The organism is Microbispora sp. GKU 823 (assembly GCF_002027145.1).
GTDB classification, from domain to species: Bacteria; Actinomycetota; Actinomycetes; order Streptosporangiales; family Streptosporangiaceae; genus Microbispora; species Microbispora siamensis.
In genome coordinates this window covers 53369-79402 of sequence record NZ_MWJN01000030.1, presented here as the reverse complement: position 1 = coordinate 79402, position 26034 = coordinate 53369, and the positions used below count along the sequence as shown (strand labels likewise).

The following is a 26034-nucleotide window of genomic DNA, read 5'->3' as shown; positions in this document are numbered from 1 at the left end:
GACTCAAATACTAGCCCCGCCGAGGGGTCTGTCAAACGTCTTGAGTCTATGAGGCTCAACCCTGGAGCGCGCGGATTTTCATCCCGTAATCGCGAACTTGTGGTCTGTCCTCCCTGCCCCGTCCGGGCCGGTGAATGCCCCCGGCTCGGCGGTCTACTTCGCGCCGTCCACGACCTTCCGCCCGTCGAGCGAAGCCGTGAGGTGCACCTTCGTGGTCTTCAGGATCGCGATCGCGATGCAGACGGCGTCGGGCGAACGCCGGTCCTGTCCCTCGTACAGGGTGACGGTGACCTGGCGCGCGGTCTCGGTCACCTCGACGCGGTCGAGCACGGTGCAGGGCTCCACTCCGGACCACCACACGATGTCGAGGGACCGGCCGTCGGCGGCGGGGGTGGCGCTCTCCCACGGCACCTTGCGCGGGTTGAGCGTGGGCCCGGCCGGGGGTCACGGGGAGACGGGGGCGCCGCTCGGCGCGCCGGACGGGCCGGCCGGTGCCGTGCCGGCCGGCGAGGCCGGGGCGGAGGAGCCGTGATCGGCGCCGGCTCCGGAGGGGGAGCCTTCCGGCTGCTCGGGTGAGGCCGAGGTGGAGGAGGTCCCTCCGCAGGCGACCGCCAGGAACAGGAGGGCCACGAGCCAGAGCTTTCTCATGCCCCTTACACGGCTGTAAAGGCTCCCCGGTTCATCCGCCGTGACCGCCCAGGGCGCCGCTCCCCGGTTCCACTCAGGGGCCCCTTTGCGCGGTCGGGACGGGTACGTGATCATGTGGGGAGCCGCCGGACGGGCCGCATGCCACGGCACGGACTCGGGAGGGACGCGGGTGCGCAAGGCCACGGGGGCCGCAGCTCTGCTCGCAGGGCTGGCCGCCGTCGTCCTCGCGGCGCGCTGGATGGACGTTCCCGGCCTTCTCGCGCGTGTACCGCTCGGCGGCGTGCTCGCCCTCGGCGGGCTGGTCCTGCTGCTGGCCGGACTCGTACTGCTGGTCACGAACTCGAGGTCCGTACGGACGTCGCCCTCCCCGATGCGGGTGCTGTCGGTCTGGTGGATCGTCGGCGGCCTCATCGGCGTCGCGGTCTCGACCTGGATCGCCACAACGGCCCTCACGGAGATCGCGGGAGCCGATCCCGCCCTCCGGCTGGACGCGATCAAGAGCGGCCTGACGGTGGGCGCGGGAGCCGCCGGAGGCGTGGCGCTCCTCCTCGGTGTCCGCCGCCAGTGGCTGGGTGAGCGCACGCAGGTCTACCAGGAGTACGACGCGACGGAGAAGCGGGTCACGGAGCTCTACTCGAAGGCCGTGGACCAGCTCGGCTCCGGCAACCCGGGCGTGCGCATCGCGGCCATGTACGCCCTGGAGCGGCTGGGCCGGAACAACCCCGAGCACCGCCAGGCCGTCATGGATGTGCTCTGCGCGTACCTGCGAGCCCCTCTGTCGGGAGGCGCGGCGGGTGACCCGGCGGACCGGGCAGGCGAGCCGGCCGGGGGCGCGGGCGACATCGGAGGCCACGACCCGGGCCAGGAGCACTCGCTGGACCTGGAGGCCCGGCTGACCGCACAGCGGATCGTCGTCCGCCATCTGAAGTCCTTCGGCGGCGCGTCCGGCGACGATGGCGATCACTGGCCGGGCGTCGCCGTCGACCTCACGAGAGCATCCCTGGTCGACTTCGACCTGAGCGGCAGCGAGGTCGAGGCGGCGAGCTTCGCGCAGGCGGTCTTCTCCGGCAGGACGGACTTCACCGACTGCCGCTTCCGCGGCAGGGCGGACTTCACCGGCGCCGAGTTCCGGGGCTTCGCCGACTTCGGTATCGCGACGTTCTTCGGAGCGGACTTCGCGGGAGCCGGATTCCGGGGCGGGGCGAGCTTCGCGTACGCGATATTCAGGTTCGACACCGACTTCAGCGGCGCGACCTTCACGGACGCCGACTTCAGCGGTGCCCGGTTCGGCACGGCGAGGTTCACCGGAGCGAGCTTCGACGGCGGCCTCACGAGCTTCGAGAACAGCGAGTTCTTCGCGGGGCACTTCGAGGGCGTGGCCTTCGACGGCGCCCTGAACTTCGGCTCCGCGATCTTCCGCTGCGGTGTTCGTTTCCGCTATTCGGACTTCGCCGGTCCGACATCCTTCGAGAGGACGTTCTTCGGCCGGGCCGGTTTCCGGCACTGCGCGTTCCTCGATGACGCGTCCTTCGCCGGCACGGCGTCGCGCGGCATCGCCTACAAAACCGACCCCGGGGCGGCCGCCGTGCGATTCGAAGCGGAGCGCGAGGACGTGTCGGTCGTCCGGCGGAGCATCAGGGCGCTCACGGTTCGGGTTCGGGGAAGCGAACCGCGCGGCCTCCAACGTCTGGACCTGGCGGACACGCACTTCGAAGGCTCTGTGAACTTCGACGGCGCCGACATCGGCGGCGGCGACCTGTCCGGTGTCACCTTTCCGCGCACCACCGCGACCGTGCGCGTCTGGCCTCCGGCATGGTGCGAGATGCCGGACCCGGCGGACCCTGCTCGCGGCACTGTGGCCCGATCCGTCGGTGCGCCACGGCGGTAGCCGGACTCCTCGCAATCGGGGCCTTGGCTCCTCGGCGTCGAGCACCGCCCGAGGCGATGCCGCCGAGGTGCGCGACCTGGTTCTCACACCCGCCGCGCGCCGACACCGAACGGGCACCCGGGCGTTGACGCGCCCGTGTCGCGGGTCTAATTTCAACGCATGATGAATTTATCGGATCCCGCGATCGCCGTACGGGATCTGCGGGTGTCACGGGGCGGGGCGGAGGTTCTGCACGGCCTCACCTTCGAGGTGCCGCGAGGGCAGGTCACCGGCCTGCTCGGGCCGAGCGGCTGCGGCAAGACGACGCTCATGCGGGCGATCGTGGGCGTCCAGATCGTGTCCGGCGGCGAGGTGAGCGTGCTCGGCGAGCCGGCCGGGAGCGCGGGCCTGCGCCGCAGGATCGGCTACTCGACGCAGAGCCCGGCCGTCTACCGCGACCTGACCGTGCTGGAGAACCTGCGCTACTTCGCCGCCGTGCTCGGCGCGCCGAAGGACGACCCCGAGCGAGTGCTGGCGGAGGTCGGGCTCACCGGTGCCGCCCACCAGCTCGGGTCCACGCTCTCGGGCGGCCAGCTCGGCCGCGCCGGGCTCGCCGTGGCCCTGCTCGGCCGTCCGGAACTGCTCGTGCTGGACGAGCCGACGGTCGGGCTCGACCCCGTGCTGCGGCAGGAGCTGTGGACGCTCTTCCACCGCCTGGCCGAGGGCGGCACCACGATCCTGGTCTCCAGCCATGTCATGGACGAGGCCGCGCGGTGCGAGCGGCTGATCGTGCTGCGCCAGGGGGAGATCCTCGCCGACGACACCCCCGATGCCCTGCGCGCGCACACGGGCACGACCGACCTGGAGGAGGCGTTCCTGCGCCTGATCGAGGAGAGGGCGGCGGCATGAGTTTCGCGATCACCCTCGCCACCGCCGGGCGGATCATGACCCAGCTCCGCCACGACCGGCGGACGGTCGCGCTGATGGTCCTGGTGCCGACGCTGGTGATGATCCTGCTCTATTACGTGATGGACGACGAGCGGTCGTTCGGCCGCTGGGCGCCGATCCTGCTGTGCGTCTTCCCCTTCCTGGTGATGTTCCTCATCACCTCGATCGCGACCCTGCGCGAGCGCACGTCGGGCACGCTGGAGCGGCTCATGGCGATGCCGCTCGGCCGGCTCGACCTCCTCCTCGGGTATGGCCTCGCGTTCGGGCTGGCGGCGTGTGCCCAGGTGGCGCTGGCGCTGGCCGTCTCCCTCACCTGGCTGGGCCTGGACCTGCCGGGCCCGCTGTGGCCGCTGGTGCTCGTCGCGCTGCTCAACGCCCTGCTCGGCACCGCGCTCGGCCTGCTGTGCAGCGCGTTCGCCCGTACGGAGTTCCAGGCCGTGCAGTTCATGCCGATCGTGATGATCCCCCAGATCCTGCTCGGCGGGATCCTCGTGCCGCGCGGGCAGATGACGACCGTGCTGGAGTGGATCTCGGACGTGCTGCCCATGTCGTACGCGATCGAGGCGATGACACACGCGGTCGCGGACGCCGACCCGGGCGGTGAGTTCTGGCGCGACGTCGTCGTGGTGGCGGGGTCGGCCGTGCTGGCCCTTCTGCTCGGCGCGGCCACGCTGCGCCGCCGAACCCCCTGAGCGCTGAGTGCCGCCGTACGCCTTGAGCATGGGCTCAGCGCGTTCGGCGGCGCCAGGCCGAGGGGCTGACCCCGTGGGCGCGCTTGAACGCCACGCTGAAGGCGAACGCGTCCTCGTAACCGACCTCGCGGGCCACGGCGGCGACGGTGGCATCGGTGTCGGTGAGCAGATCGGCTCCCAGGGTCATCCGCCAGCCGGTGAGGTAGGTGAGCGGGGGCTCGCCCACCATGCTCCTGAAGCGCGCGGCGAAGGCGGCGCGGGACATGCCGGCCCCGGCGGCCAGTTCGGCGACCGTCCACCGATGAGCGGGACGGTCGTGCAGCAGGCGCAGCGCCTCGCCGACCGCGGGATCGGCCAGCGCCCGGTGCCAGGAGGGGAGCGGAGCCTCGGGCCCGGCGCACCAGGCCCGTAACGCCAGCACGAGCACGAGGTCGAGCAGCCGGTGGAGGACCGCGTCCTGACCCGGTTCGTCGCGGGCGACCTCGGTGGCGAGCAGTTCCAGCGCCGCCCGGGTCCGCGGCCCGGCCGGCACGACCGCCAGCGGCGGCAGCATGCGCAGCAGCCGGACGCCGGCCTCGCCGCGCAGTTCGCAGGCGCCCCTGAGCATGATCGTGGCCCCGGGCAGGCCGTCGCCGTAGGTGCGCGGGCCCAGGCTCCGGTGCGCCCCGGCCGTCCCCCCGCCTCCGCCGGCGACGTGTTTCCTGTCCCCGTGGATCACCGCCTGCGGCGGGGTGGACGGATCGTCGGCGATCGTGTGCGCGTGTGCGCCGCCGATGAGGGCGATGTCACCCGGGGCCAGGCGCACCGGGGCGACGCCGGCGTCGTCCAGCCGGACCGACGCGTGGCCGCCGAGCGCGGCCACGACCGTGAGAGGAGGGGCGCCGGTGAAGGCCAGCGCCCAGGGCGGCCGCTGGATCAACTGCCTGACCAGCGCGTTCCTGGCGTGAGCGCGGTGGAGCAGATCGCTCAGCACGTCCATGCCGTCACGGTAGACGATCACAAATGAAGGGGCGACGTTCTCCCATGGATCGTCTTCGCTTCCACCTGTTTCCTTGAGGCATGGAGAAGATCCTCGTTCTCGGCGGCACCGGCAAGACCGGCCGCCGCGTCGTACGGCGCCTGAAGGCCGCCGGTCTGCAGGCGCGTACGGCGTCCCGCACCGGCGGCGACGTCCCCTTCGATCTGGGCAGACCGGAGACCTGGGCCCCCGCGCTCGACGGGGCCGCCGCCGTCTACGTCGTCGAGCCCGACCTGCGGCCGGGCCTCGACCGCCGGGCGCGCGTCCCCGCTCTCGTGGCCGAGGCGGTGGCCGCGGGCGTGCGGCGGCTGGTGCTGCTGTCCGCCCACGGCGTGGGCGAGGCCGGCGACGATCACCCCCTGAAGTCCGCCGAGCAGGCCGTACGCGAATCGGGCGTCGGCTGGACCATCCTGCGGCCGGACTGGTTCTCGCAGAACTTCAGCGAGGCCTTCTGGCGGCAGGGGATCCTCGCCGGGACCCTGGCCCTGCCCACCGGCGACGGGCGCACGCCGTTCGTCGACGCCGAGGACATCGCCGAGGTCGCCGCAGCGGCGCTGACCGAAGAGCGCCACAGCGGCCGGATCTACTATCTGACCGGCCCACGGGCCATCGCCTTCGGCGAGGCGGCCGACCTCATCGGCAGGGCCACCGGGCGCACGATCCGGCACGTCGACGTCGACCCCGAGGCCTTCGTGGAGCGCCAGGTCGCGAACGGCGTCCCGTCCGACGTCGCGCGGCTGCTCACCGGCCTCCTCGTGAACATCCGCGACGGGCGGGGCGCGGCTCCCTCGGACGGGGTGGAACAGGCCCTCGGCCGGCCGCCCGGGCGGTTCGAGGACTACGTCGCCGTGACCGCCGCCGCGGGCCACTGGAACTGACCCTTCCGGCCACGCGTGGCGCAGTGCGTTCTGCTCCCGTCCGGCAGGGTCGGTAAGCTGCGGGGAGATCCCGGCGAAGCCCAGAAGAGGTGCAGGAATGATCGCGATTCTCGGGACCGGAAAGATGGGCGAGGCCCTGCTCTCCGGGCTGGTACGCGCCGGTCTGCGGCCGGACGAGATCGTGGCGACGGCACGCAGGCCCGAGCGGGCCGAGGCGCTGCGCGAGCGCTACGGCGTGCGGGTCGCGAGCAACGCCGAGGCCGCCAAGCTGGCCGACACGCTGATCCTCGCGGTCAAGCCGCAGGACATGGCCGCACTGCTGACCGAGATCTCCCCGCACGTGGCCGCCGACCGGCTGGTCATCTCGGTGGCCGCCGGCATCACGACCGCGTTCGTGGAGGCGAGGCTCGGAGACGGCGTGGCGGTCGTCCGCGTCATGTCCAACACTCCCGTCCTGGTGGACGAGGCCATGAGCGTCATCTCGGCCGGGGCGCACGCCTCCGAGGAGCACCTCAAGCGCACCGAGGAGCTCCTCAGCCCGGTGGGCAAGGTGCTGCGCATCCCCGAGTCGCAGCAGGACGCCGCCACCGCCCTGTCCGGCAGCGGCCCGGCGTACTTCTTCTACCTGGTCGAGGCCATGGTCGACGCCGGGATCCTGCTGGGCATGCCGCGCGCCGCCGCCCTCGACATGGTCACCCAGTCGATCGTCGGCGCCGCGATCATGCTGCGCGACTCGGGGGAGCACCCGGTGATCCTGCGCGAGGCCGTGACCTCGCCGGGAGGCACCACGATCTCCGCCATCGCGGAGCTGGAGCGCCACAAGGTGCGGGCCGCGTTCCTCGACGCGATCGAGGCGGCCTGCGAGCGCAGCCGCCGTCTCGCCGCCGGCTGACCTACGGTCCGGTCCTCCCGGCGCCACCCCAGGGCACGGACGGTGCGCCGACCGGCGTTCCCGGGACGGAAGATGACCACCGCTTTACCATTGGCGGGTGACGTCTCGTCGCGGGATCGTCCCGTTTCTCGCCGTCCTGCTCGTCGCCGGGTGCACGTCATCGGAACCGCAGAAGGCCCCGGTGGCCGTGGTCACCAGAACCACCGTCAGCGAGGTCGTCGAGGCCCCGGCGACGGTGGGCGCGCGTGCGACGGCCACCCTGACCGCCCCCGCCTCCGGCACGGTCGCCCGCCTGTACGTCCAGGACGGCGACACGGTGAAGAAGGGCCAGATCCTCGCCAGGATCAGCTCTCCCCAGGCCAGGCAGCAGCTTTCCGCCGCCCGGAAGGCCGACCGGCAGGCCGCCCGGCCCGTGTCGTTCGGCGGCGCACCGGTGAGCGTACGGCTGCCGCGCCTGCGGCTGCCGAACTCGCTGGACGCGCACGTCGACCGGTCGTTCGCCCAGGCGAGGAAGGCGGCCAGGTCGATCGGCGACCGTGCGGCCAGGACCCGGCTGCTGGCCGCCATCGACGCCGCGGACAAGCGTCAGCGGGCCCAGCGGCGGGCGCTCGGTGAGGTGCTCGACGGGCTGACCCGCTCGCTCGACCAGGCGCTGTCGCAGGTGAGCGGCCAGGTGAGCGCGGGGATGAGCGGGCTGAGCGCGTCCATGGCGTCCCTGCGGGCGGCGTCGAGGTCGCAGACGAGGGCGGCCATGCGCGCGGCCGAGCAGACCGTGGACGCCCTGGTCGTCAGGGCGCCGTTCGGCGGCGTGGTCACGCTCGGCGGCGCCTCCTCCGGCGCGGGCGCGGCCGGCCTCGGCGCGCTGGTCTCGCAACTGCCGGCCGGGTTGCTCGGCCAGGCGGGGGCGAGCCAGGCGGGAGCCGCGGCGGCCGCTCCCGCGGGCCGTTCCGGCGGGACCATCGCCACCGGCGTCCCGGTGGCGGCCGGGGACCCGCTGGTCACGGTGACCGACGTGTCCGTGCTCACGTTGTCCGCCGACGTGGACGAGACCGACGTGCTGCTGGTGCGCAGGGGCACGCCGGCCGAGGTGGAGTTCGACGCGGTGACCGGCGCGACGTACACCGCCGCCGTGACGGGCGTGGGGGTCACCCCCAAGGAGGGCGCGACCGGCGGGGTCAGCTACCCCGTACGGCTGCGCCTGGGCCGGGGCTCCTACGACGACGGCGGCGCGGCCCCCGCGCCCAAGCCGGGGATGAGCGCCGTGGTGCGGCTGGCCGTACGCCGGTCGGAGAACGCCACCGCCGTGCCCGCGTCGGCGATCGTGACGAGCGGCCGGGAGACGATCGTGTGGGCGGTGCGCGACGGCAAGGCCGAGCGGCGGGTCGTCCGGCTGGGCGCGCAGGGCGACGCGTTCGTGGAGATCCTCAGCGGGGTGTCCCCCGGCGAGCGGGTGGTCGTCAAGGGCGCCGACGCCGTACGCCCCGGCCAGTCGCTGTCGTGAGCCGCGACGAGCGTGCCGACGGTCCTGCCACGTCGGCGACGGCTTCCGGGACGGCATACGGGACACCGCCGGCGTTCGAGGCGGTCGGCCTCACCCGCTCCTACCGGCTGGACGGCGGGGTGCTGGTCGACGCGCTGCGCGGGGTGAGCCTGCGCATCGGACAGGGGGAGTTCGCGGCGATCGTGGGTCCGTCCGGCTCGGGCAAGTCCACGCTCATGCACCTGCTCGGCTGCCTCGACCGGCCGACCTCCGGCACGCTTCGGGTGAACGGCGTGGACGTGGCGACGCTCGACGACGCCGGACTGGCCGGCCTGCGCAACCGCACGATCGGCTTCGTGTTCCAGTCCTTCCACCTGCTGGCCCGCACGTCCGCGCTCGACAACGTGGCGCTGCCGCTGGTCTATCGGGGTGTGTTCCGCGCCGAGCGCCGGGAGCGGGCCAGGGCGGCGCTGGAGGCGGTCGGGCTCGGCCACCGGCTCACCCACCGGCCGTCCCAGATGTCCGGCGGCGAGCAGCAGCGGGTGGCGATCGCCCGGGCGCTGGTGGGCGATCCCCGGGTGCTGCTGGCCGACGAGCCCACCGGCAACCTCGACACCCGCAACGGCGAGGAGGTGATGGGCCTGCTCGAACGGCTCAACGAGGGCGGCGTCGCCGTCGTCCTCGTCACCCACGACGCCGAGGTCGCCGCCCGGGCCCGCCGCCAGATCCACGTACGCGACGGCCGGATCGAGCGCGACACATGAGGACAGCGTCATGAGGACGGCCGAGGCGCTGCGGATGGCCGTGGAGGCGCTGCGGGTCAACCGGCTGCGCAGCATGCTGACCATGCTCGGGGTGATCATCGGCGTGCTCTCGGTCGTGATCCTCGTCGCCATCGGCACCGGAGCCAAGAACGCCGTCGAGAAGGAGATCGCGGGGCTCGGCAGCAACATCATCCTCGTGGTCCCCGGCCAGGTGGGGCTGGGCGCGGCCCCCACGCAGAGCCGCCTCGACCTGTCGGACGTGGCGTACGTTCGGCGCGTGGTCGGCGACCCGTCGAAGGTGACGGTCGCGGTGAACTCCGGCGAGCCGGTCCGGGTGGGCCGCGTGGAGGTGTTCGCCACGCTCACCGGGACCGACGAGAACATGCCCCATGTCTTCGACCGGCCGCTGCGCCGGGGGCGCTATCTCAGCGAGACCGACGTGGACACGCGGCGGCGGGTGGTGATCCTCGGCTCGGAGGTCGCGGCCAAGCTGTTCGGGGACGTCGATCCGATCGGCCGCCAGGTCACGATCGCGGGGGTGCGGTTCCGGGTGATCGGCGTCTACGAGACCGTCGGATCGACGTTCGGGGTGGCGCGGGACCAGGAGGTGCATCTGCCGGTCACCACGGCCCAGCGGCTGATCGGGCTGCCGAGGATCAACGGCATCGCCGTCGGCGCCTCCGGCCCGGACGAGATCGAACCACTGCGGCGGCGGGTCGTGGCCGCCCTGGACGCCCGCTACCCGGGCGAGACGTTCTCGGCCGTCACGCAGACCCAGCTTCTCGGCACGATCGGCACGGTCCTCGGCATGCTGACCGGCGTGCTGGCCGCCATCGCGGGGATCTCCCTGCTGGTCGGCGGCGTCGGGGTGTCCAACATCATGCTGGTCAGCGTCAGGGAGCGCACCAAGGAGATCGGCCTGCGCAAGGCCCTCGGCGCCCGGGGCCGCGACATCCTCGGCCAGTTCCTGATCGAGGCCGTGCTGCTGACCACGATCGGCGGCGTGATCGGCATCCTGACCGGGGTCGGCGGGGCGCTGCTGATCCAGGCGGTCTCGCCGGTCCCCGCGTCGATCACCTGGTGGTCGATCGCGCTCGCCTTCGGGGTCTCCGCGGCCGTCGGCGTCTTCTTCGGCGTCGCCCCCGCCCGGCGGGCGGCAAGGCTCGACCCCGTCGTCGCCCTGCGTACGGACTGAACGTACGGACTGATCGTGTGTGACGCCCGAGTGAACGGCGGTGACGGCCTGTGCGGTACCGTCACCGCATGAGTCAGGCGGTGCGGGTCGTCTGGGACGACGCTCTGGTTTCCTACGACTTCGGGCCCGGCCATCCGCTCGCGCCCGTACGCGTCGAGCTCACCATGGCGCTCGCCCGCGACCTGGGCGTGCTCGACGGCGTCGGGACGACCGGCTGCGTCCCCGCCACCGAGGACGAGATCGCGCTGGTGCACAACCGGGACTACATCGAGGCGGTCAAGAACGTCTCCAAGGACGGCCGCCCTGACCTGCGCTACGGGCTCGGCACCGAGGACAATCCCGCCTTCGTGGGCGTGCACGAGGCGTCCGCCCTGGTCACCGGCGCGTCACTGGCCGCCGCCAGGGCGGTGTGGACGGGCGGGGCCGAGCACGCGGTCAACGTCGCGGGCGGGCTGCACCACGCCATGCCCGGCGCCGCCAGCGGCTTCTGCGTCTACAACGACCCGGCCGTCGCCATCGCGTGGCTGCTGTCGCAGGGCGCGACGAGGATCGCGTACGTGGACGTGGACGTGCACCACGGCGACGGCGTGCAGACGGCGTTCTACGACGACCCGAGGGTGCTCACGATCAGTCTGCACGAGAGCCCGCGCACGCTGTTCCCCGGCACCGGCTTCCCGCAGGAGACCGGCGCGGAGGGCACCGCGGTCAACGTGGCGCTGCCGGCCGGGTGCGGCGACACGGGATGGCTGCGCGCCTTCCACGCGGTGGTCCCGCCGCTGCTGCGCGCTTTCGCGCCGCAGATCCTGGTCACCCAGCAGGGCTGCGACAGCCACGCCCTCGACCCGCTGGCCCATCTCATGCTCAGCCTGGACGGGCAGCGCACGGCGTACGCCGCGCTGCATCGGCTGGCCCACGAGACCGCAGGCGGCCGGTGGATCGCGGTGGGCGGCGGGGGCTACGAGCTGGTCCAGGTCGTGCCGCGGGCGTGGACGCATCTGATCGCCGAGGCGCTGGGACGCCCCGTCGAGCCGTCGACCGCCACACCGGACAGCTGGCGGACGTACGTGGAGGAGCGCACCGGGGAGATACCACCCCTGACCATGACGGACGGACGTCACCCGCAGTGGCGGGACATTTCGGAAGGGTACGATCCTGCCGACGCCGTCGACCGGGCCGTCATCGCGACCAGGAAGGCGGTGTTCCCCTTCCACGGCCTGGACCCCATGCCCTGAGAAGTACGGAATCATGCCGAGCCGAGGAGCGCTGTACCTGTCGTGACCCCTCCCACCCGAGCCGAACTGCGCGAACACCTCGTCCGGACCGCCATCGCGGGTGACGTGGCGACCAGCCGCGAGAACAACCTCGACCACTACCGGTCGCTCGCGCTGCGCGACCCGCACTACCTCTTCGGGCTCACCTTCGAGGGCGAGTGGTCCTACCACGAGGTGCTGGCGCTCATGGCCGACAAGGCGGGAGTGGCGGCCGATCCCGGTCATCGCGAGGGCCCCGACACCATCGACCCCGATCGGACCATCGACGCCGTCGAGGAGATGGGCGAGCGGATCGCCAAGGTGCTGCGTCGCGGCGCGCCCAGGATCGTGCTCGCCACCGGGCACCCGACCGGCCTGCTCACCATCCACCTCGCGCTGGCGCGGTTCCTCGCGGAGAACGGGGCGACCCTGCTCTTCCCGGCCGAGGGGTGGACGTACATCGGCGGTCTCGGCCGCCGCAGGCGGATCCGCTACCTCGACGGCGTGGCGATGCTGGAGGACCGGGGCACGTTCGTGCACACCCACGAGGCGGCGCCGATGGAGGCGATGCTGGCCGAGGAGCGGCCCGACTTCGTGATCGCCGACCACGGCTGGGCGGGGGCCGCGGGCGAGGCCGGGGTCGAGACCGTGGGCTTCGCCGACAGCAACGACCCCGCGTTGTTCGTGGGCGAGGCCGAGGGCAAGATCGCCGTCACCGTCCCCCTGGACGACAACGTGCTGCCGCGTTTCTACGCTCCGTTGACGGCGTACCTGCTGGCCCGGGTCGCCCGCAGCCTCTGACTCCCCTTCCGGACCTCCCAAACCGGGCATTTCGCGCCCGCTTTTGCGCCTCTGTGTCGACCGTTTGCCAACTTTTTCGTGTGCCTGGGCGACTCTAATGTGAGAGAAGTTGGTCCGTTCCAAGATTGAGGCGAGGGGCACGGCCCGGCTGCTGCCAGCGACTTTCCCGATTTTGACGGCACACGGCTCCGTTGACTGATGGAATGAGGGGTTTGCCTACTCGGAGTCCGGACTTACGCTGACAGCAGTACACGTGCGTGAGCAATGGCACCAGTGGGGATAACCCGGAAACACGTGCGGAAGAGGCGTCCGATGGGTGCAGGCGAAAGACCTCTCAGCGAGGTGAAGTTCTTGACGGTGGCCGAGGTGGCGACCGTCATGCGGGTGTCCAAGATGACCGTGTACCGGCTCGTGCACTCCGGGGAGTTACCGGCCATCCGTGTCGGCCGGTCCTTCAGAGTGCCCGAGCAGGCGGTCCACGACTACTTGCGGGACGCGTTCATCGAAGCAGGATGAACCACGCGGGCGACCACGCTTGACGGCGGCGTGGCCGACTCCCGGCCGACGCGGGGTCCCCCGGGGGAGCGATCTACCACGGATCGCCGGTAGTCTGTTGAGCCGGTGTGCGCTCGCGCGCCGGTTTGACAGTCACACCTTCACCTGGGGGTCCCGTGGGCTCTGTGATCAAGAAGCGCCGCAAGCGCATGGCCAAGAAGAAGCACCGCAAGCTGCTGAAGAAGACCCGCATCCAGCGGCGTAACAAGAAGTAGCCGAGACGGAGCGCGCACCGGTCCTCAGGGACCGGGCGACCGTGAACACGCACACCCCCGGCGAGGCGTCGATGACTCGTACTGTGCTGGTCACCGGTGTCTCCGGTCACATCGGCGCTCGTGTGGCGATCGCGCTCGCGGCCGACCCGGAGATCGACCGGGTCATCGGCGTGGACACGGCGCCGCCGCCATCCCCTGCCGGGGAGGACGGCGCGGTGCTCGGTCGCACCGAGTTCGCCCGGGTCGCGTTGCGCAGTCCCGACCTGGTCAAGGTCATCAGGGACGCCGACGTCGACACCGTCGTGCACCTCAGCCTGGTCAGCGGCCCCGGTGGCAGTGGATCCGGTGGCAGCGGGTCCGGCGGTGGCCGCCGGCCATGAAGGAGCACAACGTCATCGGGACGATGCAACTGCTCGCGGCGTGTCAGCGCTCCGCCACGGTGCGCCGGGTGGTCGTGCGGTCGACCACGGCCGTCTACGGCTCCTCGCCGCACGCTCCCGCCGTGTTCACGGAGGACACCGAGCCCGTCGAGGTGTCGCACTCCGGGTACGCGAGGGACGCCACCGAGGTCGAGACGTACGTGCGGGGCTTCGCCCGGCGCCGTCCCGACGTGACGACGACGACGCTGCGGTTCGCCAACCTGATGGGGCCGGGCGTCGACTCACCGCTGACGAGGTACTTCTCCCAGCCGGTGCTGCCCACCGTGCTCGGCTTCGACCCCCGGCTGCAGTTCGTCCACGAGGACGACGCCGTCGAGGTGCTGTGCCGTACGGCGCGGGCCGACCATCCGGGCGTGTTCAACGTCGCGGGCGACGGCGTCCTGCTGCTTTCGCAGTGCGTGCGGCGCACGGGCCGGCCGGTGATCCCGATGCCGTCCCCCGCCTTCCGCCTCGTCAGCGGGCTCGCCCGGGGCGCGCGGCTGGTGGACTTCTCGCCCGAGCAGCTCGCGCTCCTGAGCCACGGCCGGGCGGTGGACACCACCAGGCTCGCCGCCGAGCTCGGCTGGCGGCCGAAGTACAGCACGGCGGCGGCGTTCGACGACTTCCTCCGGTCGCGCGGCGGACCCGGCGAGCTGCCGCGCGCGGTGGTCGACTGGCTGGCCGACTTCGTGACAGGACGCTGATGGACGACTTCCAGGGCCGGCGGACGGACGGGAGCACGGGCGACCAGCGGCTCGCCGAGCTGTTCGCGTTCCTGCGGCGCAGGGTCACCGGCGAGTACGAGATCGACGAGTTCGGCTTCGACCCCGAGCTCAACGAGAAGGTGCTGCTGGAGGCGCTGCGCCCGCTCTACCGGCACTGGTTCAGGACCGAGACCCTCGGGCTCGGCAACGTGCCGGCCGGCAGCGGTGCGCTTATCGTGGCCAACCACTCCGGCACGCTGCCCGTGGACGCCCTGATGCTGCAGGTGGCGGTGCACGACGAGCTGGGCAGGCCGCTGCGCCTGCTCGGAGCGCACCTGGTCTACCAGCTCCCCGTGCTCGGGCATCTGGCCCGCAAGTCCGGGCACACGCTCGCCTGCCCTGAGGACGCCGACCGGCTGCTGCGCAAGGGTGAGGTCGTCGGCGTCTTCCCCGAGGGCTTCAAGGGCATCGGCAAGCCGTTCTCCGAGCGCTACCGGCTCCAGCGGTTCGGCCGGGGCGGGTTCGTCGCGTCGGCGATCAGAGCCGGCGTGCCGATCGTCCCGTGCGCCATCGTGGGGGCGGAGGAGATCTACCCCAAGATCGGCGACATTCCGTCGCTCGCCCGGCTGCTCGGCCTGCCCTACCTGCCGATCACGCCGCTGTTCCCCTGGCTCGGGCCGCTCGGCCTGCTTCCGCTGCCGTCCAAGTGGCTGATCGAGTTCGGCGAGCCGATCCGGACCGACGAGTACGCCCCGGAGGAGGCCGACGACCCCATGCTGGTCTTCGACCTGACCGACCACATCCGGGAGACCATGCAACGGCAGCTCGACGCCCTGCGGCTGCGCCGGGGCCCGGCGTTTCCCCCGATCGTGATGTGACAACCGGGGCTCCTGCTGCTTTAGTGGCGTAGATCGGGACGAGTGGGCCCGCAACCGCCATTCAAACGGGGGCGTTCGAGTGACGGCATCATCCGCCCTTCGCGGCAGCGATCCCGCGTTCATCGGCCCTTACCGGATCGTCCGGCGGCTCGGTGCAGGCGGGCAGGGCATCGTCTATCTGGGCACGGACGACGCGGGGACCCCGGTGGCCGTCAAGGTCCTGCGTCCGGAGATCGCCGCCGACGAGACGACCAGGAGCCGGTTCGCCCGCGAGGTGGCCATCGCCCGGCGGGTCGCCTCGTTCTGCACCGCCCAGTTCCTCGCCGCCGACCTGTGGTCCGACCCTCCGTACATCGTGACGGAGTATGTCGACGGGCCGTCGCTGCAGGAGGAGGTGGCCCGCAACGGGCCGCGTACGGGGGCGGCCCTGCACCGTCTCGCGGTCGGGACGGCCACGGCGTTGACCGCGATCCACGAGGCGGGGCTGGTGCACCGGGACTTCAAGCCCGGCAACGTGCTGCTCGGCGCCGACGGCCCCCGCGTGATCGACTTCGGCATCGCCCGCGCGCTCGACGCGACGGCCACGGTCAGCAGCCAGGTCGTCGGCACCCCCGCGTACATGGCCCCGGAGCAGATCAAGGGCGCGGAGATCGGCCCGGCCGCCGACGTGTTCGCCTGGGGGGCGGTGGTCGCCTTCGCCGCCACCGGCCGCTCGCCGTTCGCCGCGGACAGCACGCACGCCGTGCTCTACCGGGTCATCGGCGGCGAGCCCGACATCGCCGGGGTGCCGGACCCGTTGCGCGCGCTGGTCGCGCGGTGCCTCGCGAAGGAGCCCGCGGAGCGGCCCACCATGCGCGAGGTCCTCATGTGGCTGCTCGGCTCGGCGGACTCCCCGGACCGGGAGACCGGGCCGAGGTCCCACGCCGTCGCCGCGCGCCGTCGTTCCAGGAGGACGCTGTACGCGGCGGTGGCCGGCGCCGCCGTGCTGGCCCTGGCCGGGGGGAGCGGCCCTGTGGCTGACGAACGGCGCCGGCTCCGCGGCGAAGGAGACCGGGGGCGGCACGACCGCGGGCCGGGCGACCACGGTCGCCCGGACGACCTCCTCGCCGCAGGTCTCCACGCCGTCCCGTCTGCCCCGTACGCTCACGGGGGTGTGGGAGGGGGTGCTGGCGCAGAGCAACGGCACGAACCGGCCCATGACCGTGGTGATCAGGCCGAACGCGCGGACCTTGGTCAGCTACCCGTCCCTGGGCTGCGCCGGCGTGCTGACCGTCGTCCGCCGGGACGCCGACGGGCAGTTCGTCCTCCGCGAGACCATCGTCAAGGGGGCCAAGTGCACCCGGCAGGGCCGCCTGACGATGCGCCCCGGCGACGGCAAGCTCCTGCTGACCTACTTCCCGAATGGTTCCGGCGGCGAGATGGCCTACAGCGCGACCGCCACCTTGTATCGCAAGGGCGTCTGAGAATTATTGGGGGCCAGGTCTAACAAAGCGACCTACTGGTCGGTATGGTGTGCTCACCCTCACCCCGGAGGAGCACATGAACAAGGGGCGGAACGCCGCCCTCGCCGGGCTCGCCCTCGGCCTGGCGATCGGCACCGCGCGCCGCGTCCAGGTCAGGCGGGCGAAGGCCGCACGGACTCCGAACGGCGCGTCCGGGCGCCGGACGACGGTCACGACCGACGACGGGGTCCGCCTGGCCGTGGAGATCGACGACCATCCCGATCCCCGGTGCGCCGTCGTCTTCGCGCACGGCTGGCTGATGAACCGGCACTGCTGGCAGCTCCAGCGCGAGGCCCTGGCGGGCCTGGGCACGCTCGTCTTCTACGACCAGCGCGGGCACGGCGACTCCTCGGCCGGGGCGCTGGAGGCGTGCACGATCGACCGGCTGGGCGACGACCTGGCCGCCGTCATTCGGGCCGCCGTGCCGGAGGGGCTGCCCGTCATCCTCGTCGGCCACTCCATGGGCGGTATGACGGTCATGGCGCTCGCGGACCGGCACCCCACCCTGGTCGAGTCTCGGGTGGCCGGCGTGGCGCTGCTCAGCACCTCGTCCGGCGGGCTCGACGCCAGCACCTTCGGCCTCCCCGGGCCGCTCGGGCGGCTGGCTCCCCGCGTCACGCCCGTGCTGTTCGAGAGCATGCTGGCCCGCGCCGCGGTCATCGACGCGCGGCCCCGCGTGAAGGGCTGGACGAACCTGCCGGTGACCCGGTACGTCGCCTTCGGCAGGGGAGCGAGCCGACGGCACGTCCGGCTGGTCAACGCGATGGCCGCGGCGACGCCGACGGAGGTCATGGTCGGGTTCTTCCGGGACTTCCGGGTGCACGACAAGTTCGCCGCGCTGAAGGCGCTCCAGCGGACGCGGACGCTGGTCATGGTGGGAGAGCGAGACCGGCTCACCCCGCTCGCCCACAGCCGCCGGATCGCCGAGGCGCTGCCCGACGCCCGGTTCGTACGGATCCCCGGCGCCGGGCACATGATCGGCTTCGAACGCCCCGAGCTGGTGCACCGGGAGCTGACCGGCCTGATCGAGCGGGCCCTATCGGGCCCCGCGCAGGGCCGGTCCACGGCCTGAGCGCCGTTCAGGCGTGTGGCGCGCGGAACCCCGGCCGGGCGGCCACGGGAGTGAGATGCCCGGCCGCCTTGAGCGTGTGCAGGACGGGGGGCCGTCTCCAGGGTGCGGATCTGGTCGAGCGTGCCGAGCCGCCGGGTGAGGTAGCGGTGCAGGTCGGCGGGGCCGGCGCAGAGCGCGTGGGCGAGCAGGTTGGTGGCGCCGGTGGTGGCCGCGACGACGGCGAGCTCGTCGTGGGTGGCCAGGGTGGTCGCGACCTGGTCCAGATGCGCGGGAGCGACGGCCATCCACAGCAGGGCCTGGGCGGTGACGCCGTAGCCGGCCACGTCGACCTCCACGTCGAAGAAGATCGCCCCGCTCGCGCGCAGGTCGGCCAGGCGTCGTGCCACGGTGGCGGGGGACCAGCCGGTGGCCGCGGCGAGTTCGGCGTAGCCGGCTCGGCCGTCGTGGCGCAGGGCGTCGATCAGAGCGCGGTCGCCGTCCGTCAGGCTCATCTGGTCGCGAGTGCCGGGTGAGGGGGCCGGCCGCATGAGTGCCTGCTGCTGATCGTCGCTGAGCGTGCGCAGCCGTCCACGCCAGGCGGTCGGACCGCCCAGGTAGGTGTGGAGCAGCAGGTGCGCCGAGACGGCCGTGATTCCGGACGTGCGGGGGATGTCGTGCAGCAGCAGCGACCGTGACAGGCGGCTGTCGTCCTCCGTGTGGACGATTGCGAAGATCTCGGTGCCTCCGGAGGCCAGCTTGACCCACGAGGTGTCGGGCCGCCGGGCCAGCGCGTGTCCCAGAGCCTGAGAGGCGGTGGGGGTCGTGGTGAGTCTGACCACCCACTGGGCCTGGCCGGTGCGGTCCTGCTCGGGCAGGCCGACGACGCGCAGCCCGGCCTCGGCGCGCAGCCGCCGATAACGGCGTGTCACGGTCTGGGTGGACACCCCGAGGACCTCGGCGATCCGGCTGAACGGCGCTCGCCCGTCGACGTGCAGGGCATGGACGAGACCCCGGTCCAGTTCATCCAGCATCGTCGGATTCTCTCGCTGATCCGCCCTCTGTGGAAGAAATCCGCGAATTCGGCTTCCCGACTGGAACGTCCAACCCGTACGCCTCAGGCTGCTGGCTGATCACGACGCGACCCGGAAGGACGACGCATGCCCGTACTGGAGGAGACCGCCACCGCGGCGGGACATCGACGGCGGTGGGCGGCCCTGCTCACGCTGCTGGTCGCCGAGGCGATGAACCTGCTCGACGCCACGATCACGACGGTGGTCGCGCCGGTGATCCACGGCGATTTCGGCGGCGCGGAGTCCGACATCCAGTGGTTCAGCGCCGCCTACACCCTGCCCTTCGCCGTGCTGCTGGTGCCCGGGGGCCGCCTGGGTGATCTCGCCGGTCGGAAGCGGGTGTTCGCGGCCGGGGTCGCCCTCTTCGCACTGGCATCGGCGATCTGCGCCTGCGCGACCGGTTCGGGAATGCTCATCGCCACACGTGCCGTCCAGGGAGTGGCGGCCGCGCTGATCATTCCGCAGACCATCGGGCTGATCCGTAGCATGTTCGAGGGGGACGAGCTGGCCAAGGCCATGGGATCCATCGGACCGGTGATGGGCCTGGCCGCCGTCTGCGGGCCCGTGCTCGGCGCCGTTCTCACCCGGGTCGACCTGTTCGGAGCGTCGTGGCGGGCGGCGTTCCTCGTCAACGTTCCCCTCGCCGCGCTCGTCCTGGCCTTCCTGCCCGCGCTGCGGGAGAGCAGGTCGCCGCACCCTCCCCGCATCGACCTGCCCGGCACGGGGCTGGCCGTGCTCGGCACCGGCCTGATCGTGTATCCCCTCATCCAGGGCGACGCCGCCGGCTGGCCCGCCTGGGTCTGGATCGCCCTCGCCGCGGGCGTCGTCGTCCTCGCGGTCCTCGGCCGGCATCAGCGTCAGCGCGCCCGGCGGGGCCGCAGCCCGCTGATCGAGCCGAGCCTGTTCCGCGACCGGGCCTTCCCGGCCGCGCTGGCGACCTCCACGCTGTTCTTCTCGGTGATGAACGGACTGATGGTGGTGATCGTCCTGCAGGTGCAACTGGGGCTGGGCAGTGACGTCCTGACCGCCGGGCTCACCCTGCTCCCGTGGTCGGCCGGCATGGCCGTCGCCTCCTGGTACGCCGGCGCCCGTCTGGTTCCCCGCCACGGAGCGAAGATCATGTTCGTCGGGCTCGCCGCCCTGTTCGCCGGGCTGATCTGCGCCGTCGCCGTCTACCGGGGGGCGTCCGCCGACGGCTACCCCTGGCCCCTGCTCGCGGCGCTGTCGCTCAGCGGAGCGGGAAACGGCCTGTTCACCGTCCCGTTCTTCACCACGGCCCTGTCACGGGTGCGGGCGCACGAGACGGGTTCCGCCGCGGGCCTGCTCAACGCCGTCCAGCAGTTCGGCGGCACCCTCGGCGTCGCCGTTCTCGGCACCGCCTTCCTCCACAGGTTCACCGCGGACGTCCGGTCGCACGTGGACGCGGGCAGCGCGGCCCTGGGGGCGGTCCAGCTCACGTTCTGGATCGCCGCGGCGCTCGTGGCCGTCACGGCCGTCACGGCCGCGCTGATGGGCGTACGCGAGTCGCCCGCGGAGCCCGCGGGCCACTGACCGGGTGATTGATCATTGAACGGAGCGACACACTGCGGAGCGACAGAGTCACAGCGCGGAGCGGTAGTGGCGGCGCAGGGCGATTCCGGCGGCGACGCCGCCCGCGATGGCCCCCGCGGTCGCGGCGATCGGCAGGCCGATCATCGTCGCCTTCCTGCCCGTGCGGAAGTCGCGGATCTCCCAGCCGTTCTCCCTGGCGTGCTCGCGCAGTTCGCTGTCCGGGTTGATGGCGTGCGGGTGCCCGACGAGGGAGAGCATCGGCAGGTCGTTGGCCGAGTCGCTGTAGGCCGAGCAGCGGGCCAGGTCGAGGCCCTCGCGGCGCGCCAGCGCCCGGATGGCCTCGGCCTTGGCCGGGCCGTGCAGCAGGTCGCCGACGAGCCTTCCGGTGTAGGCGCCGTCGGCGGTCTCTGCGACCGTGCCGAGCGCGCCGGTGAGCCCGAGCCGCTGCGCGATGACCCGGGCCAGCTCGACCGGCGTGGCGGTGACCAGCCACACGCGCTGCCCGGCGTCCAGGTGGGCCTGGGCCAGCGCGCGGGTGCCCTGCCACACGCGGTCGGCCATCACGTCGTCGTAGATCTCCTCGCCCAGCCGGACGACCTCGTCCACCTTCAGCCCGGCGACGAAGGCGAGGGCCATCTCCTTGGCCTTGGCGATGTGCTCGGGGTTCTCGTTGCCCCGCACCCGAAACCACGCCTGCCCGAGCGCGAACTTCATGAGGTCACGGCTGGTGAACAGGCCGCGCGCCGCCAGTCCCCGGGCGAAGTGGTAGATCGAGGCGCCGCGCATCATCGTGTTGTCGACGTCGAAGAACGCCGCCGCCGTGAGGTCGGGGACGACCTCGGGGACGGACACCGCCGCGGCGGCCGCCACCTCGCCGGCGATCTCCGCCGCTTCCCGCCGTCGCAATAGCCGCCTCATGACTCATCAGCTTAACCGCCGGAGAGTGGACGGAACGGGAGCGGGACATGACGTGTCAACGTCCGGAACCCGTGAACGAATCGATATAACTCAGATATTGGTTGGCCTTGTCGCGATTTTCCCGGTCGAGCTTCGGCAGTAGCGGCTCCACGAGATTGTGCTGCTCGCGGGCGAACTCGCGCGCCTCGCCGCCGGCGCGTCCCTGGCGGGCAACCCGGCTCAGCGCGGCCCTGGTGGTCGTCTCCATGTCGTCGAGCGTCTGCCCGATGAGCCGGCGGCGCTCCGGGGTCGGCGTGTCCACCAGTGAGGCGGTCTCGGCCGCCCGCTCCCGTGCCGCGACCATCTGCCGTTGCGCCAGTTCCTCCTCGTCGTACGCGAGGTCGAGCACCGTCGACTCCGCCAGCCTCTTCAGCGGGTACAGCACCTCGCCGGGCACCGAGTGGTAGGTGCGCACACCGGTGCCGAACATCCCTGCAAGCAGCACGCAGAACACCAGCAGGGGGCGCAGCCGTACGAGCAGGGACGGGCGGGGCCGCGGGGGGTGTGGCCGGAGGCGCGGTGTGCTTTCCCGCCGCGTGCCTGCCCGCCGCGCGCTCGGCGGCGTATGCGCGCATCAGCTCGGCCCGCAGCCTCTCGCGGAAGTCCGGCCTCGGGCCGCCGCCCAGCAGGGAGCGGAGACCGGCCACGCGCGCGGCGACCCCGCGGTCCCGGGCCGCCGACCGGCCGCGCCAGCGGGAAGCGGTGACCGGCGACCCGGCGGTCGCGGGCCGCCGACCGGCCGCCCGCGCGGCGCGAGGGTCGCCACCAGCCCATCACCGCTCTCGCCATCCCCCCGCTTGACGCCCAGCGGAGATCGCTCGCGGGGCCGCCGGGAAGCGTTCGTCACCTCCCGGCCGGCCCGGCGTATCCGCCTGAAGATCCGACCTGCCACATGCCCAACGATGGGGTATGGGTAATGGTTACGGGGCTCTCAGCCGAGATCGTCGGGGAGAGCCCGGGCGAGCGCCCTGATCGCCCGGAACTGGAGCGCCTTGATCGCCCCGGACTTCTTGCCCATGATCTTCGCCGTCTCCGCGAGCGACATCCCGTGCAGGAAGCGCAGGATCACGCATTCCTGCTGCTCCGCGCCGAGTTGCTTGATCGCCTGCATCACGCGCTCGTTGACCATGTTCGTGACGACCGCGTTCTCGGGGATGTGCGGGCCGTCCAGGGGCGTGTCGAGTATCTCGGCGGTGGTCACCTCGAGGCGGTTGCGGCCCGACTTGTAGTGGTCGGTGACGAGGTTGCGGGCGATCGTCACGAGCCAGGCGCCGAAGTCGCGGCCCTGCCAGGTGAACTCGGCGATGCCCCGCAGCGCCCGCAGGAACGTCTCGCTCGTCAGGTCCTCGGCCAGCGCGTGGCTGCCGACCCGGAAGTAGACGTACCGGTAGACCAGCTCCAGGTAGTGGTCGTAGAGCACGCCGAACGCCTCGCTGTCGCCGGTCTTGGCACGCAGCACGAGGCTTCGCATCTCGTCGTGCTCGTGCTCGCGGTCGGAGAGGTCGTCGGAACGCGCGGGGTGCGCTGCTCCTGCGGCGACCGGAGGGGAAAGCCCGGCCAACGGCCACGTGTTCGGCATCCGTTATCCCATGGGGGAAGGGGAGTCGGCGTGCTCGAACACTCTAGAAATCAACGGGAGATTACACAATCCGTTCGGGTGGAGGAATCCACTTCAGGAGTGAAGACGCGGGTGGCGACATTCCCGGACAGGGTGACCGGCTACCGGTCGGAAGCCGATGTCCGGCAGCATGGGTGCCACCATGGAAGTCCTCGTCGCTCTCCTCGCGTTCGCCGGCGCAGTGCTCGCCGGCATCACCACCGGCGTCCTCGTCGGGCGTCTCCGTGACGAGCCGGCCGGTTGGCTGATCGCGTGGAGCATCGCCACGGGCGCGCTGGCGTTGTCGCTCGGCGCCATCGCCGTCGGCCACCTCACCGGGTTCGGGCCCGTGACGTTCCGGGCCTACCAGATCACCGGCTCGCTGCTGGCGCGCTCTGGCTGGCGATCGGCGTCATCCAGCTCCTCGCGGAGAAGGGCGGCGCCCGCTTCGCCGGCTGGCTCCTCGGCGCCGCGCTCACGGTCGTGGGCACGGTGATCATGGTGCTCGACCCCGTCGTCACCCGCGGGGTTCGACAAGTCGCTGCCCGAGGGGCCGGCCCACTGGGACCTCTGGCCGGAGTGGCTGCTGCGTGGCGTCCACGGCCTGGTGGTCTTCCTGCTCCTGCTCTGCCTCGCCATGGCGGTGATGGCCTGGCGGGACGGCGACGAGTACGACGTCGACAACATGAACGCGTCCGTCGTGCTCGCCCCGGCGGGAATGGCGATCTCGGGCGTGCTCGAATTCGGGCTCCCCGGGCTGGTCGTCGTCGTGGTGCTGGCCGCCTCCGCCGGAGGCGTCTGGTACGTCGTGGCCCGCCCGCTCGCGCCGTACGACGACGAGGGCGAGGACGACGAGGCCCCGGAGGAGGAGTGGCAGGGGCGGCGCGGCGGCCGGGCCGACAGCGCCCTGCGGGCCGAGACCCGCGTGCCCTCCGCGCCCTCCGGGCCGCCCGCGCCCCCCGCGCCGCCACGCGGGGCTCCGGGAGGCCGCCCGGCAGGACCGGGCGCGGTTCCGCCGGGGATGCCGGGAGCGCCTGGGGTGCCGGGAGCGCCTGGGGTGCCGGGAGTGCCCGATATGCCGGGTGTGCCGCGCCGTTCCGGGCTCGGCGACCTGGTGGCCGAATACCGGGCGGGTGAGCAGGGCGAGGTCGACTACGCCGCCCGCATGCGGCCCTCCGGCGGCCCTCCGGCCGCCGACGACTTCGGCGGGCCCGCGACCGGCCAGCTTCTCGCCGCGGACGAGTACGGCCAGCCCCGCCGGCCCGAGTACGGCATGCCCGCGCCGCCCGCGGCCGAGCCCGACCGGGCGATGCCCGCCACGGGAGCCCTCTACCCCGGGGCGGAGGTCCCCGACCCGGCCGACCTCGCGGCGAGCTTCGGCGTGGGGTTCGGCGGCAGGTCCCGTCCGGCCATGAGCCGCCAGAGCGGCGGTCAGGGGGACCGGCAGGCGCCGCAGCAGGCGGGCCGGCCGCCGGTCAGGGGGGCTCGGTGAAGCCGGCCCCCGGCATCTACGGCCTGCTGACCGTCTTCACACTGCTCGACGGCTCGGGCGAGGCGTTCGACAAGCTGGCGGAGGAGACGGTGGAGGCCGTCCAGCGCAACGAGCCCGACACGCTGCTGTTCGTCTGCCACGCGGTCAAGTCGGCCCCGCTCCAGCGCATTGTCTACGAGCTCTACCGGGACGAGGTCGGCTACGGCGAGCACCAGCGACAGCCGCACATGGAGCGGTTCGCGACCGAGCGGGTGAAGTACGTGCTGGCGGCCAACGTCATCGAGCTCAGCGTCAACGCCGCCAAGGTGGTCCCCCTCCCCACCCGCACGGTCCTCTAGGTCCGGGCCCCCTCGATCATGGCCCGGTCTCGCACAGTGCGGCGGGACCACTGAGCCGAGGCCGGTAGCGAGGATCAGGGTGGCCGCATCGGCGCCGGCCTCGGCTTCAACGCTCCAGGGCCTCGCGGAGGCGGTTCTCGTTCACCCGCCAGTAGTCGTGCTGCACGCCGTCGATCAGGACGACGGGGATCATCTCCCAATATTCGGCCTGGTCCTCCGGGGAGGCGGTGATGTCGCGTTCCTCCCAGGGGACGCCCAGCTCCGCGGCCACGCGCTCGATCACCGCGCGGGCGTCGTCGCACAGATGGCAGCCGGGCTTGCCGAGCAGCGTGATCCGGTGGTCTCGAGGAGCCATGTTCTCGATTATTGCGATCCCTCCGGCCCGGAATGGAGACCGCCGCCCCTTCCTGGGACCCTTGGATGTGAGGGAAGCCGCGCACGATCGACTTTGTGCATAGCTTCACAAAGGCACTAACCTGGTACTCATCCGTCGCAACCGCTGTGCGGCCGGGGGCGCAACCGGCCGTCCGTCCCCCTGGAGCCCCGGCAAGTGATCCGCCGAATCCCGCAGGCCCGCGACCGCGGCATCCCCGACGCCACGGTGGCGAGGTTGCCGCTCTATCTGCGCGCACTCAACGGGATGGCCGAACGGGGCACGGCGACGGTGAGCTCGGAGGATCTCGCGCTCGCCGCCGGGGTGAACTCCGCGAAGCTCCGCAAGGACCTGTCCCACCTGGGGTCGTACGGCACCCGGGGCGTGGGCTACGACGTGCAGTACCTCATCTACCAGATCTCACGTGAGCTTGGTCTCACTCAGGACTGGGCCGTGGCCATCGTGGGCGTGGGAAACCTCGGCCGGGCGCTGGCCAACTACGGCGGGTTCGCCTCCCGCGGGTTCCGGATCGCGGGCCTGCTGGACGCGGATCCGCACGTCGTGGGCGATCGCATCGCGGGTCTCGTCGTCGAGCACGCCGACGAGCTGGAGTCGGTGATCAAGAAGCGCGGAGTCTCGATCGTGGTGATCGCCACCCCCGCCACGGCGGCGCAGCAGGTCTGCGACCGTGTCATCGCGGCCGGTGTCACCAGTATTTTGAACTTCGCCCCCGTCGTCTTGGCTGTGCCTGACGGCGTGGATGTCCGTAAAGTCGATTTATCCATCGAACTGCAGATACTTGCGTTCCACGAGCAGCGCAAGGCTAATGGAGGGCCCATCATGGCCGAGGAGTGGCCGGACGGGGTGGTCATGTGAGTGAGCCATCGATCGGAGTGAGC

General features: G+C 72.2%; 29 protein-coding genes and 1 pseudogene. 22 read left to right on the top strand and 8 right to left on the bottom strand.

Translation table 11 applies throughout. From position 1 onward, the window contains the following. Positions 1-153 precede the first annotated feature (153 nt). Together B1L11_RS18065 and B1L11_RS45340 are read right to left on the bottom strand one after the other, a co-directional pair. Entirely contained in the window at positions 154-411 is a 258-nt protein-coding gene (locus tag B1L11_RS18065; protein ID WP_079315561.1) for a hypothetical protein, read from the bottom strand. 33 nt (positions 412-444) lie between these two features. After that, the gene (locus tag B1L11_RS45340; protein WP_143737346.1) at positions 445-648 is read right to left on the bottom strand and encodes a hypothetical protein; all 204 of its coding nucleotides are present in this window, start codon (positions 646-648) and stop codon (positions 445-447) included. Between the two features lie 169 nt (positions 649-817). Here B1L11_RS45340 and B1L11_RS18060 point away from each other — a divergent pair, with 169 nt between their 5' ends. The 3 genes from B1L11_RS18060 (at position 818) to B1L11_RS18050 (ending at position 4155) form a co-directional block, all read left to right on the top strand. After that, the gene (locus B1L11_RS18060) at positions 818-2536 is read left to right on the top strand and encodes a pentapeptide repeat-containing protein (protein ID WP_079315560.1); all 1719 of its coding nucleotides are present in this window, start codon (positions 818-820) and stop codon (positions 2534-2536) included. Between the two features lie 159 nt (positions 2537-2695). Next, positions 2696-3424 carry an ABC transporter ATP-binding protein gene (locus B1L11_RS18055; RefSeq protein ID WP_256862654.1) on the top strand — a complete coding sequence of 243 codons (729 nt, stop codon included), beginning with the start codon at positions 2696-2698 and terminating at the stop codon, positions 3422-3424. Next, positions 3421-4155 (top strand): ABC transporter permease, encoded by a 735-nt coding sequence (locus B1L11_RS18050; RefSeq protein ID WP_079315559.1) that lies wholly within the window; start codon positions 3421-3423, stop codon positions 4153-4155. Before B1L11_RS18055 ends, B1L11_RS18050 begins: the two co-directional genes overlap by 4 nt. 34 nt (positions 4156-4189) lie before the next feature. Here B1L11_RS18050 and B1L11_RS18045 read toward each other — a convergent pair whose 3' ends face one another. After that, positions 4190-5134, bottom strand: coding sequence for an AraC family transcriptional regulator (locus B1L11_RS18045; protein WP_079315575.1), 945 nt, complete (start codon positions 5132-5134; stop codon positions 4190-4192). 80 nt (positions 5135-5214) lie between these two features. Between B1L11_RS18045 and B1L11_RS18040 the strand changes: the two genes are divergently transcribed. The 14 genes from B1L11_RS18040 (at position 5215) to B1L11_RS17980 (ending at position 17778) form a co-directional block, all read left to right on the top strand. Beyond that, positions 5215-6051, top strand: coding sequence for an NAD(P)H-binding protein (locus B1L11_RS18040; protein ID WP_079315558.1), 837 nt, complete (start codon positions 5215-5217; stop codon positions 6049-6051). Positions 6052-6148: 97 nt separating this feature from the next. Beyond that, the gene (gene proC, locus B1L11_RS18035) at positions 6149-6943 is read left to right on the top strand and encodes a pyrroline-5-carboxylate reductase (protein WP_079315557.1); all 795 of its coding nucleotides are present in this window, start codon (positions 6149-6151) and stop codon (positions 6941-6943) included. A 97-nt stretch (positions 6944-7040) separates the two neighbouring features. Next, a complete protein-coding gene (locus B1L11_RS18030; protein WP_079315556.1) occupies positions 7041-8444 on the top strand; it encodes an efflux RND transporter periplasmic adaptor subunit in 1404 nt (467 codons plus the stop codon). Then, entirely contained in the window at positions 8441-9187 is a 747-nt protein-coding gene (locus B1L11_RS18025; RefSeq protein WP_079315555.1) for an ABC transporter ATP-binding protein, read from the top strand. Before B1L11_RS18030 ends, B1L11_RS18025 begins: the two co-directional genes overlap by 4 nt. Positions 9188-9197: 10 nt before the next feature. Continuing rightward, on the top strand, positions 9198-10382 hold the full coding sequence (locus tag B1L11_RS18020) for an ABC transporter permease (protein ID WP_079315554.1): 1185 nt from the start codon (positions 9198-9200) through the stop codon (positions 10380-10382). A gap of 68 nt (positions 10383-10450) precedes the next feature. After that, positions 10451-11614 carry an acetoin utilization protein AcuC gene (locus B1L11_RS18015; RefSeq protein ID WP_079315553.1) on the top strand — a complete coding sequence of 388 codons (1164 nt, stop codon included), beginning with the start codon at positions 10451-10453 and terminating at the stop codon, positions 11612-11614. 42 nt (positions 11615-11656) lie between these two features. Then, entirely contained in the window at positions 11657-12433 is a 777-nt protein-coding gene (locus B1L11_RS18010; protein ID WP_079315552.1) for a phosphatase, read from the top strand. 312 nt (positions 12434-12745) lie between these two features. After that, a complete protein-coding gene (locus B1L11_RS18005; protein ID WP_030456159.1) occupies positions 12746-12949 on the top strand; it encodes a helix-turn-helix domain-containing protein in 204 nt (67 codons plus the stop codon). Positions 12950-13104: 155 nt separating this feature from the next. After that, complete coding sequence (locus B1L11_RS18000) at positions 13105-13203, top strand: 30S ribosomal protein bS22 (protein WP_018654693.1); 99 nt, start codon at positions 13105-13107, stop codon at positions 13201-13203. 41 nt (positions 13204-13244) lie between these two features. Then, a complete protein-coding gene (locus tag B1L11_RS54060; RefSeq protein WP_306291673.1) occupies positions 13245-13583 on the top strand; it encodes an NAD-dependent epimerase/dehydratase family protein in 339 nt (112 codons plus the stop codon). Then, complete coding sequence (locus B1L11_RS17995) at positions 13580-14326, top strand: NAD-dependent epimerase/dehydratase family protein (protein ID WP_306291672.1); 747 nt, start codon at positions 13580-13582, stop codon at positions 14324-14326. The genes B1L11_RS54060 and B1L11_RS17995 overlap by 4 nt, the downstream gene beginning before the upstream one ends. Further along, complete coding sequence (locus tag B1L11_RS17990; RefSeq protein ID WP_079315551.1) at positions 14326-15204, top strand: lysophospholipid acyltransferase family protein; 879 nt, start codon at positions 14326-14328, stop codon at positions 15202-15204. The genes B1L11_RS17995 and B1L11_RS17990 overlap by 1 nt, the downstream gene beginning before the upstream one ends. A gap of 79 nt (positions 15205-15283) precedes the next feature. Continuing rightward, positions 15284-16690 carry a serine/threonine-protein kinase gene (locus tag B1L11_RS45335; protein WP_143737345.1) on the top strand — a complete coding sequence of 469 codons (1407 nt, stop codon included), beginning with the start codon at positions 15284-15286 and terminating at the stop codon, positions 16688-16690. Between the two features lie 53 nt (positions 16691-16743). Then, complete coding sequence (locus B1L11_RS17980; RefSeq protein ID WP_079315574.1) at positions 16744-17778, top strand: alpha/beta fold hydrolase; 1035 nt, start codon at positions 16744-16746, stop codon at positions 17776-17778. Between the two features lie 152 nt (positions 17779-17930). On the opposite strand, the pseudogene B1L11_RS54910 reads toward B1L11_RS17980, so the two are convergent. Then, positions 17931-18788: pseudogene (locus B1L11_RS54910) on the bottom strand (Lrp/AsnC family transcriptional regulator); the annotation flags it as partial. Positions 18789-18914: 126 nt separating this feature from the next. On the opposite strand from B1L11_RS54910, the gene B1L11_RS17970 reads away from it, so the two are divergent. Continuing rightward, a complete protein-coding gene (locus B1L11_RS17970) occupies positions 18915-20378 on the top strand; it encodes an MFS transporter (RefSeq protein ID WP_079315550.1) in 1464 nt (487 codons plus the stop codon). Positions 20379-20426: 48 nt separating this feature from the next. On the opposite strand, the gene B1L11_RS17965 is transcribed toward B1L11_RS17970, so the two are convergent. The 3 genes from B1L11_RS17965 to B1L11_RS17955 form a co-directional block, all read right to left on the bottom strand. Continuing rightward, positions 20427-21296 (bottom strand): HAD family phosphatase, encoded by an 870-nt coding sequence (locus B1L11_RS17965; protein ID WP_079315549.1) that lies wholly within the window; start codon positions 21294-21296, stop codon positions 20427-20429. 55 nt (positions 21297-21351) lie between these two features. Next, positions 21352-21789, bottom strand: coding sequence for a DUF5667 domain-containing protein (locus B1L11_RS17960; protein WP_143737344.1), 438 nt, complete (start codon positions 21787-21789; stop codon positions 21352-21354). Between the two features lie 477 nt (positions 21790-22266). Then, positions 22267-22914: a sigma-70 family RNA polymerase sigma factor gene (locus B1L11_RS17955; protein ID WP_079315547.1), complete on the bottom strand. Its 648-nt coding sequence runs from the start codon at positions 22912-22914 to the stop codon at positions 22267-22269. A 181-nt stretch (positions 22915-23095) separates the two neighbouring features. Between B1L11_RS17955 and B1L11_RS17950 the strand changes: the two genes are divergently transcribed. The 3 genes from B1L11_RS17950 to B1L11_RS17940 all read left to right on the top strand — a co-directional run bounded on the left by B1L11_RS17950 (position 23096) and on the right by B1L11_RS17940 (position 24762). Beyond that, a complete protein-coding gene (locus tag B1L11_RS17950; RefSeq protein WP_143737343.1) occupies positions 23096-23428 on the top strand; it encodes a hypothetical protein in 333 nt (110 codons plus the stop codon). Positions 23429-23539: 111 nt separating this feature from the next. Next, positions 23540-24424 (top strand): hypothetical protein, encoded by an 885-nt coding sequence (locus B1L11_RS17945; RefSeq protein WP_079315545.1) that lies wholly within the window; start codon positions 23540-23542, stop codon positions 24422-24424. After that, positions 24421-24762, top strand: a complete 342-nt coding sequence (locus tag B1L11_RS17940) for a putative quinol monooxygenase (RefSeq protein ID WP_079315544.1) — start codon at positions 24421-24423, stop codon at positions 24760-24762. The genes B1L11_RS17945 and B1L11_RS17940 overlap by 4 nt, the downstream gene beginning before the upstream one ends. Before the next feature lie 106 nt (positions 24763-24868). Here B1L11_RS17940 and B1L11_RS17935 read toward each other — a convergent pair whose 3' ends face one another. Beyond that, a complete protein-coding gene (locus tag B1L11_RS17935) occupies positions 24869-25117 on the bottom strand; it encodes a glutaredoxin family protein (RefSeq protein WP_079315543.1) in 249 nt (82 codons plus the stop codon). A gap of 195 nt (positions 25118-25312) precedes the next feature. Here B1L11_RS17935 and B1L11_RS17930 point away from each other — a divergent pair, with 195 nt between their 5' ends. Further along, on the top strand, positions 25313-26011 hold the full coding sequence (locus B1L11_RS17930; protein ID WP_079315542.1) for a redox-sensing transcriptional repressor Rex: 699 nt from the start codon (positions 25313-25315) through the stop codon (positions 26009-26011). The last annotated feature ends 23 nt before the right edge of the window (positions 26012-26034 follow it).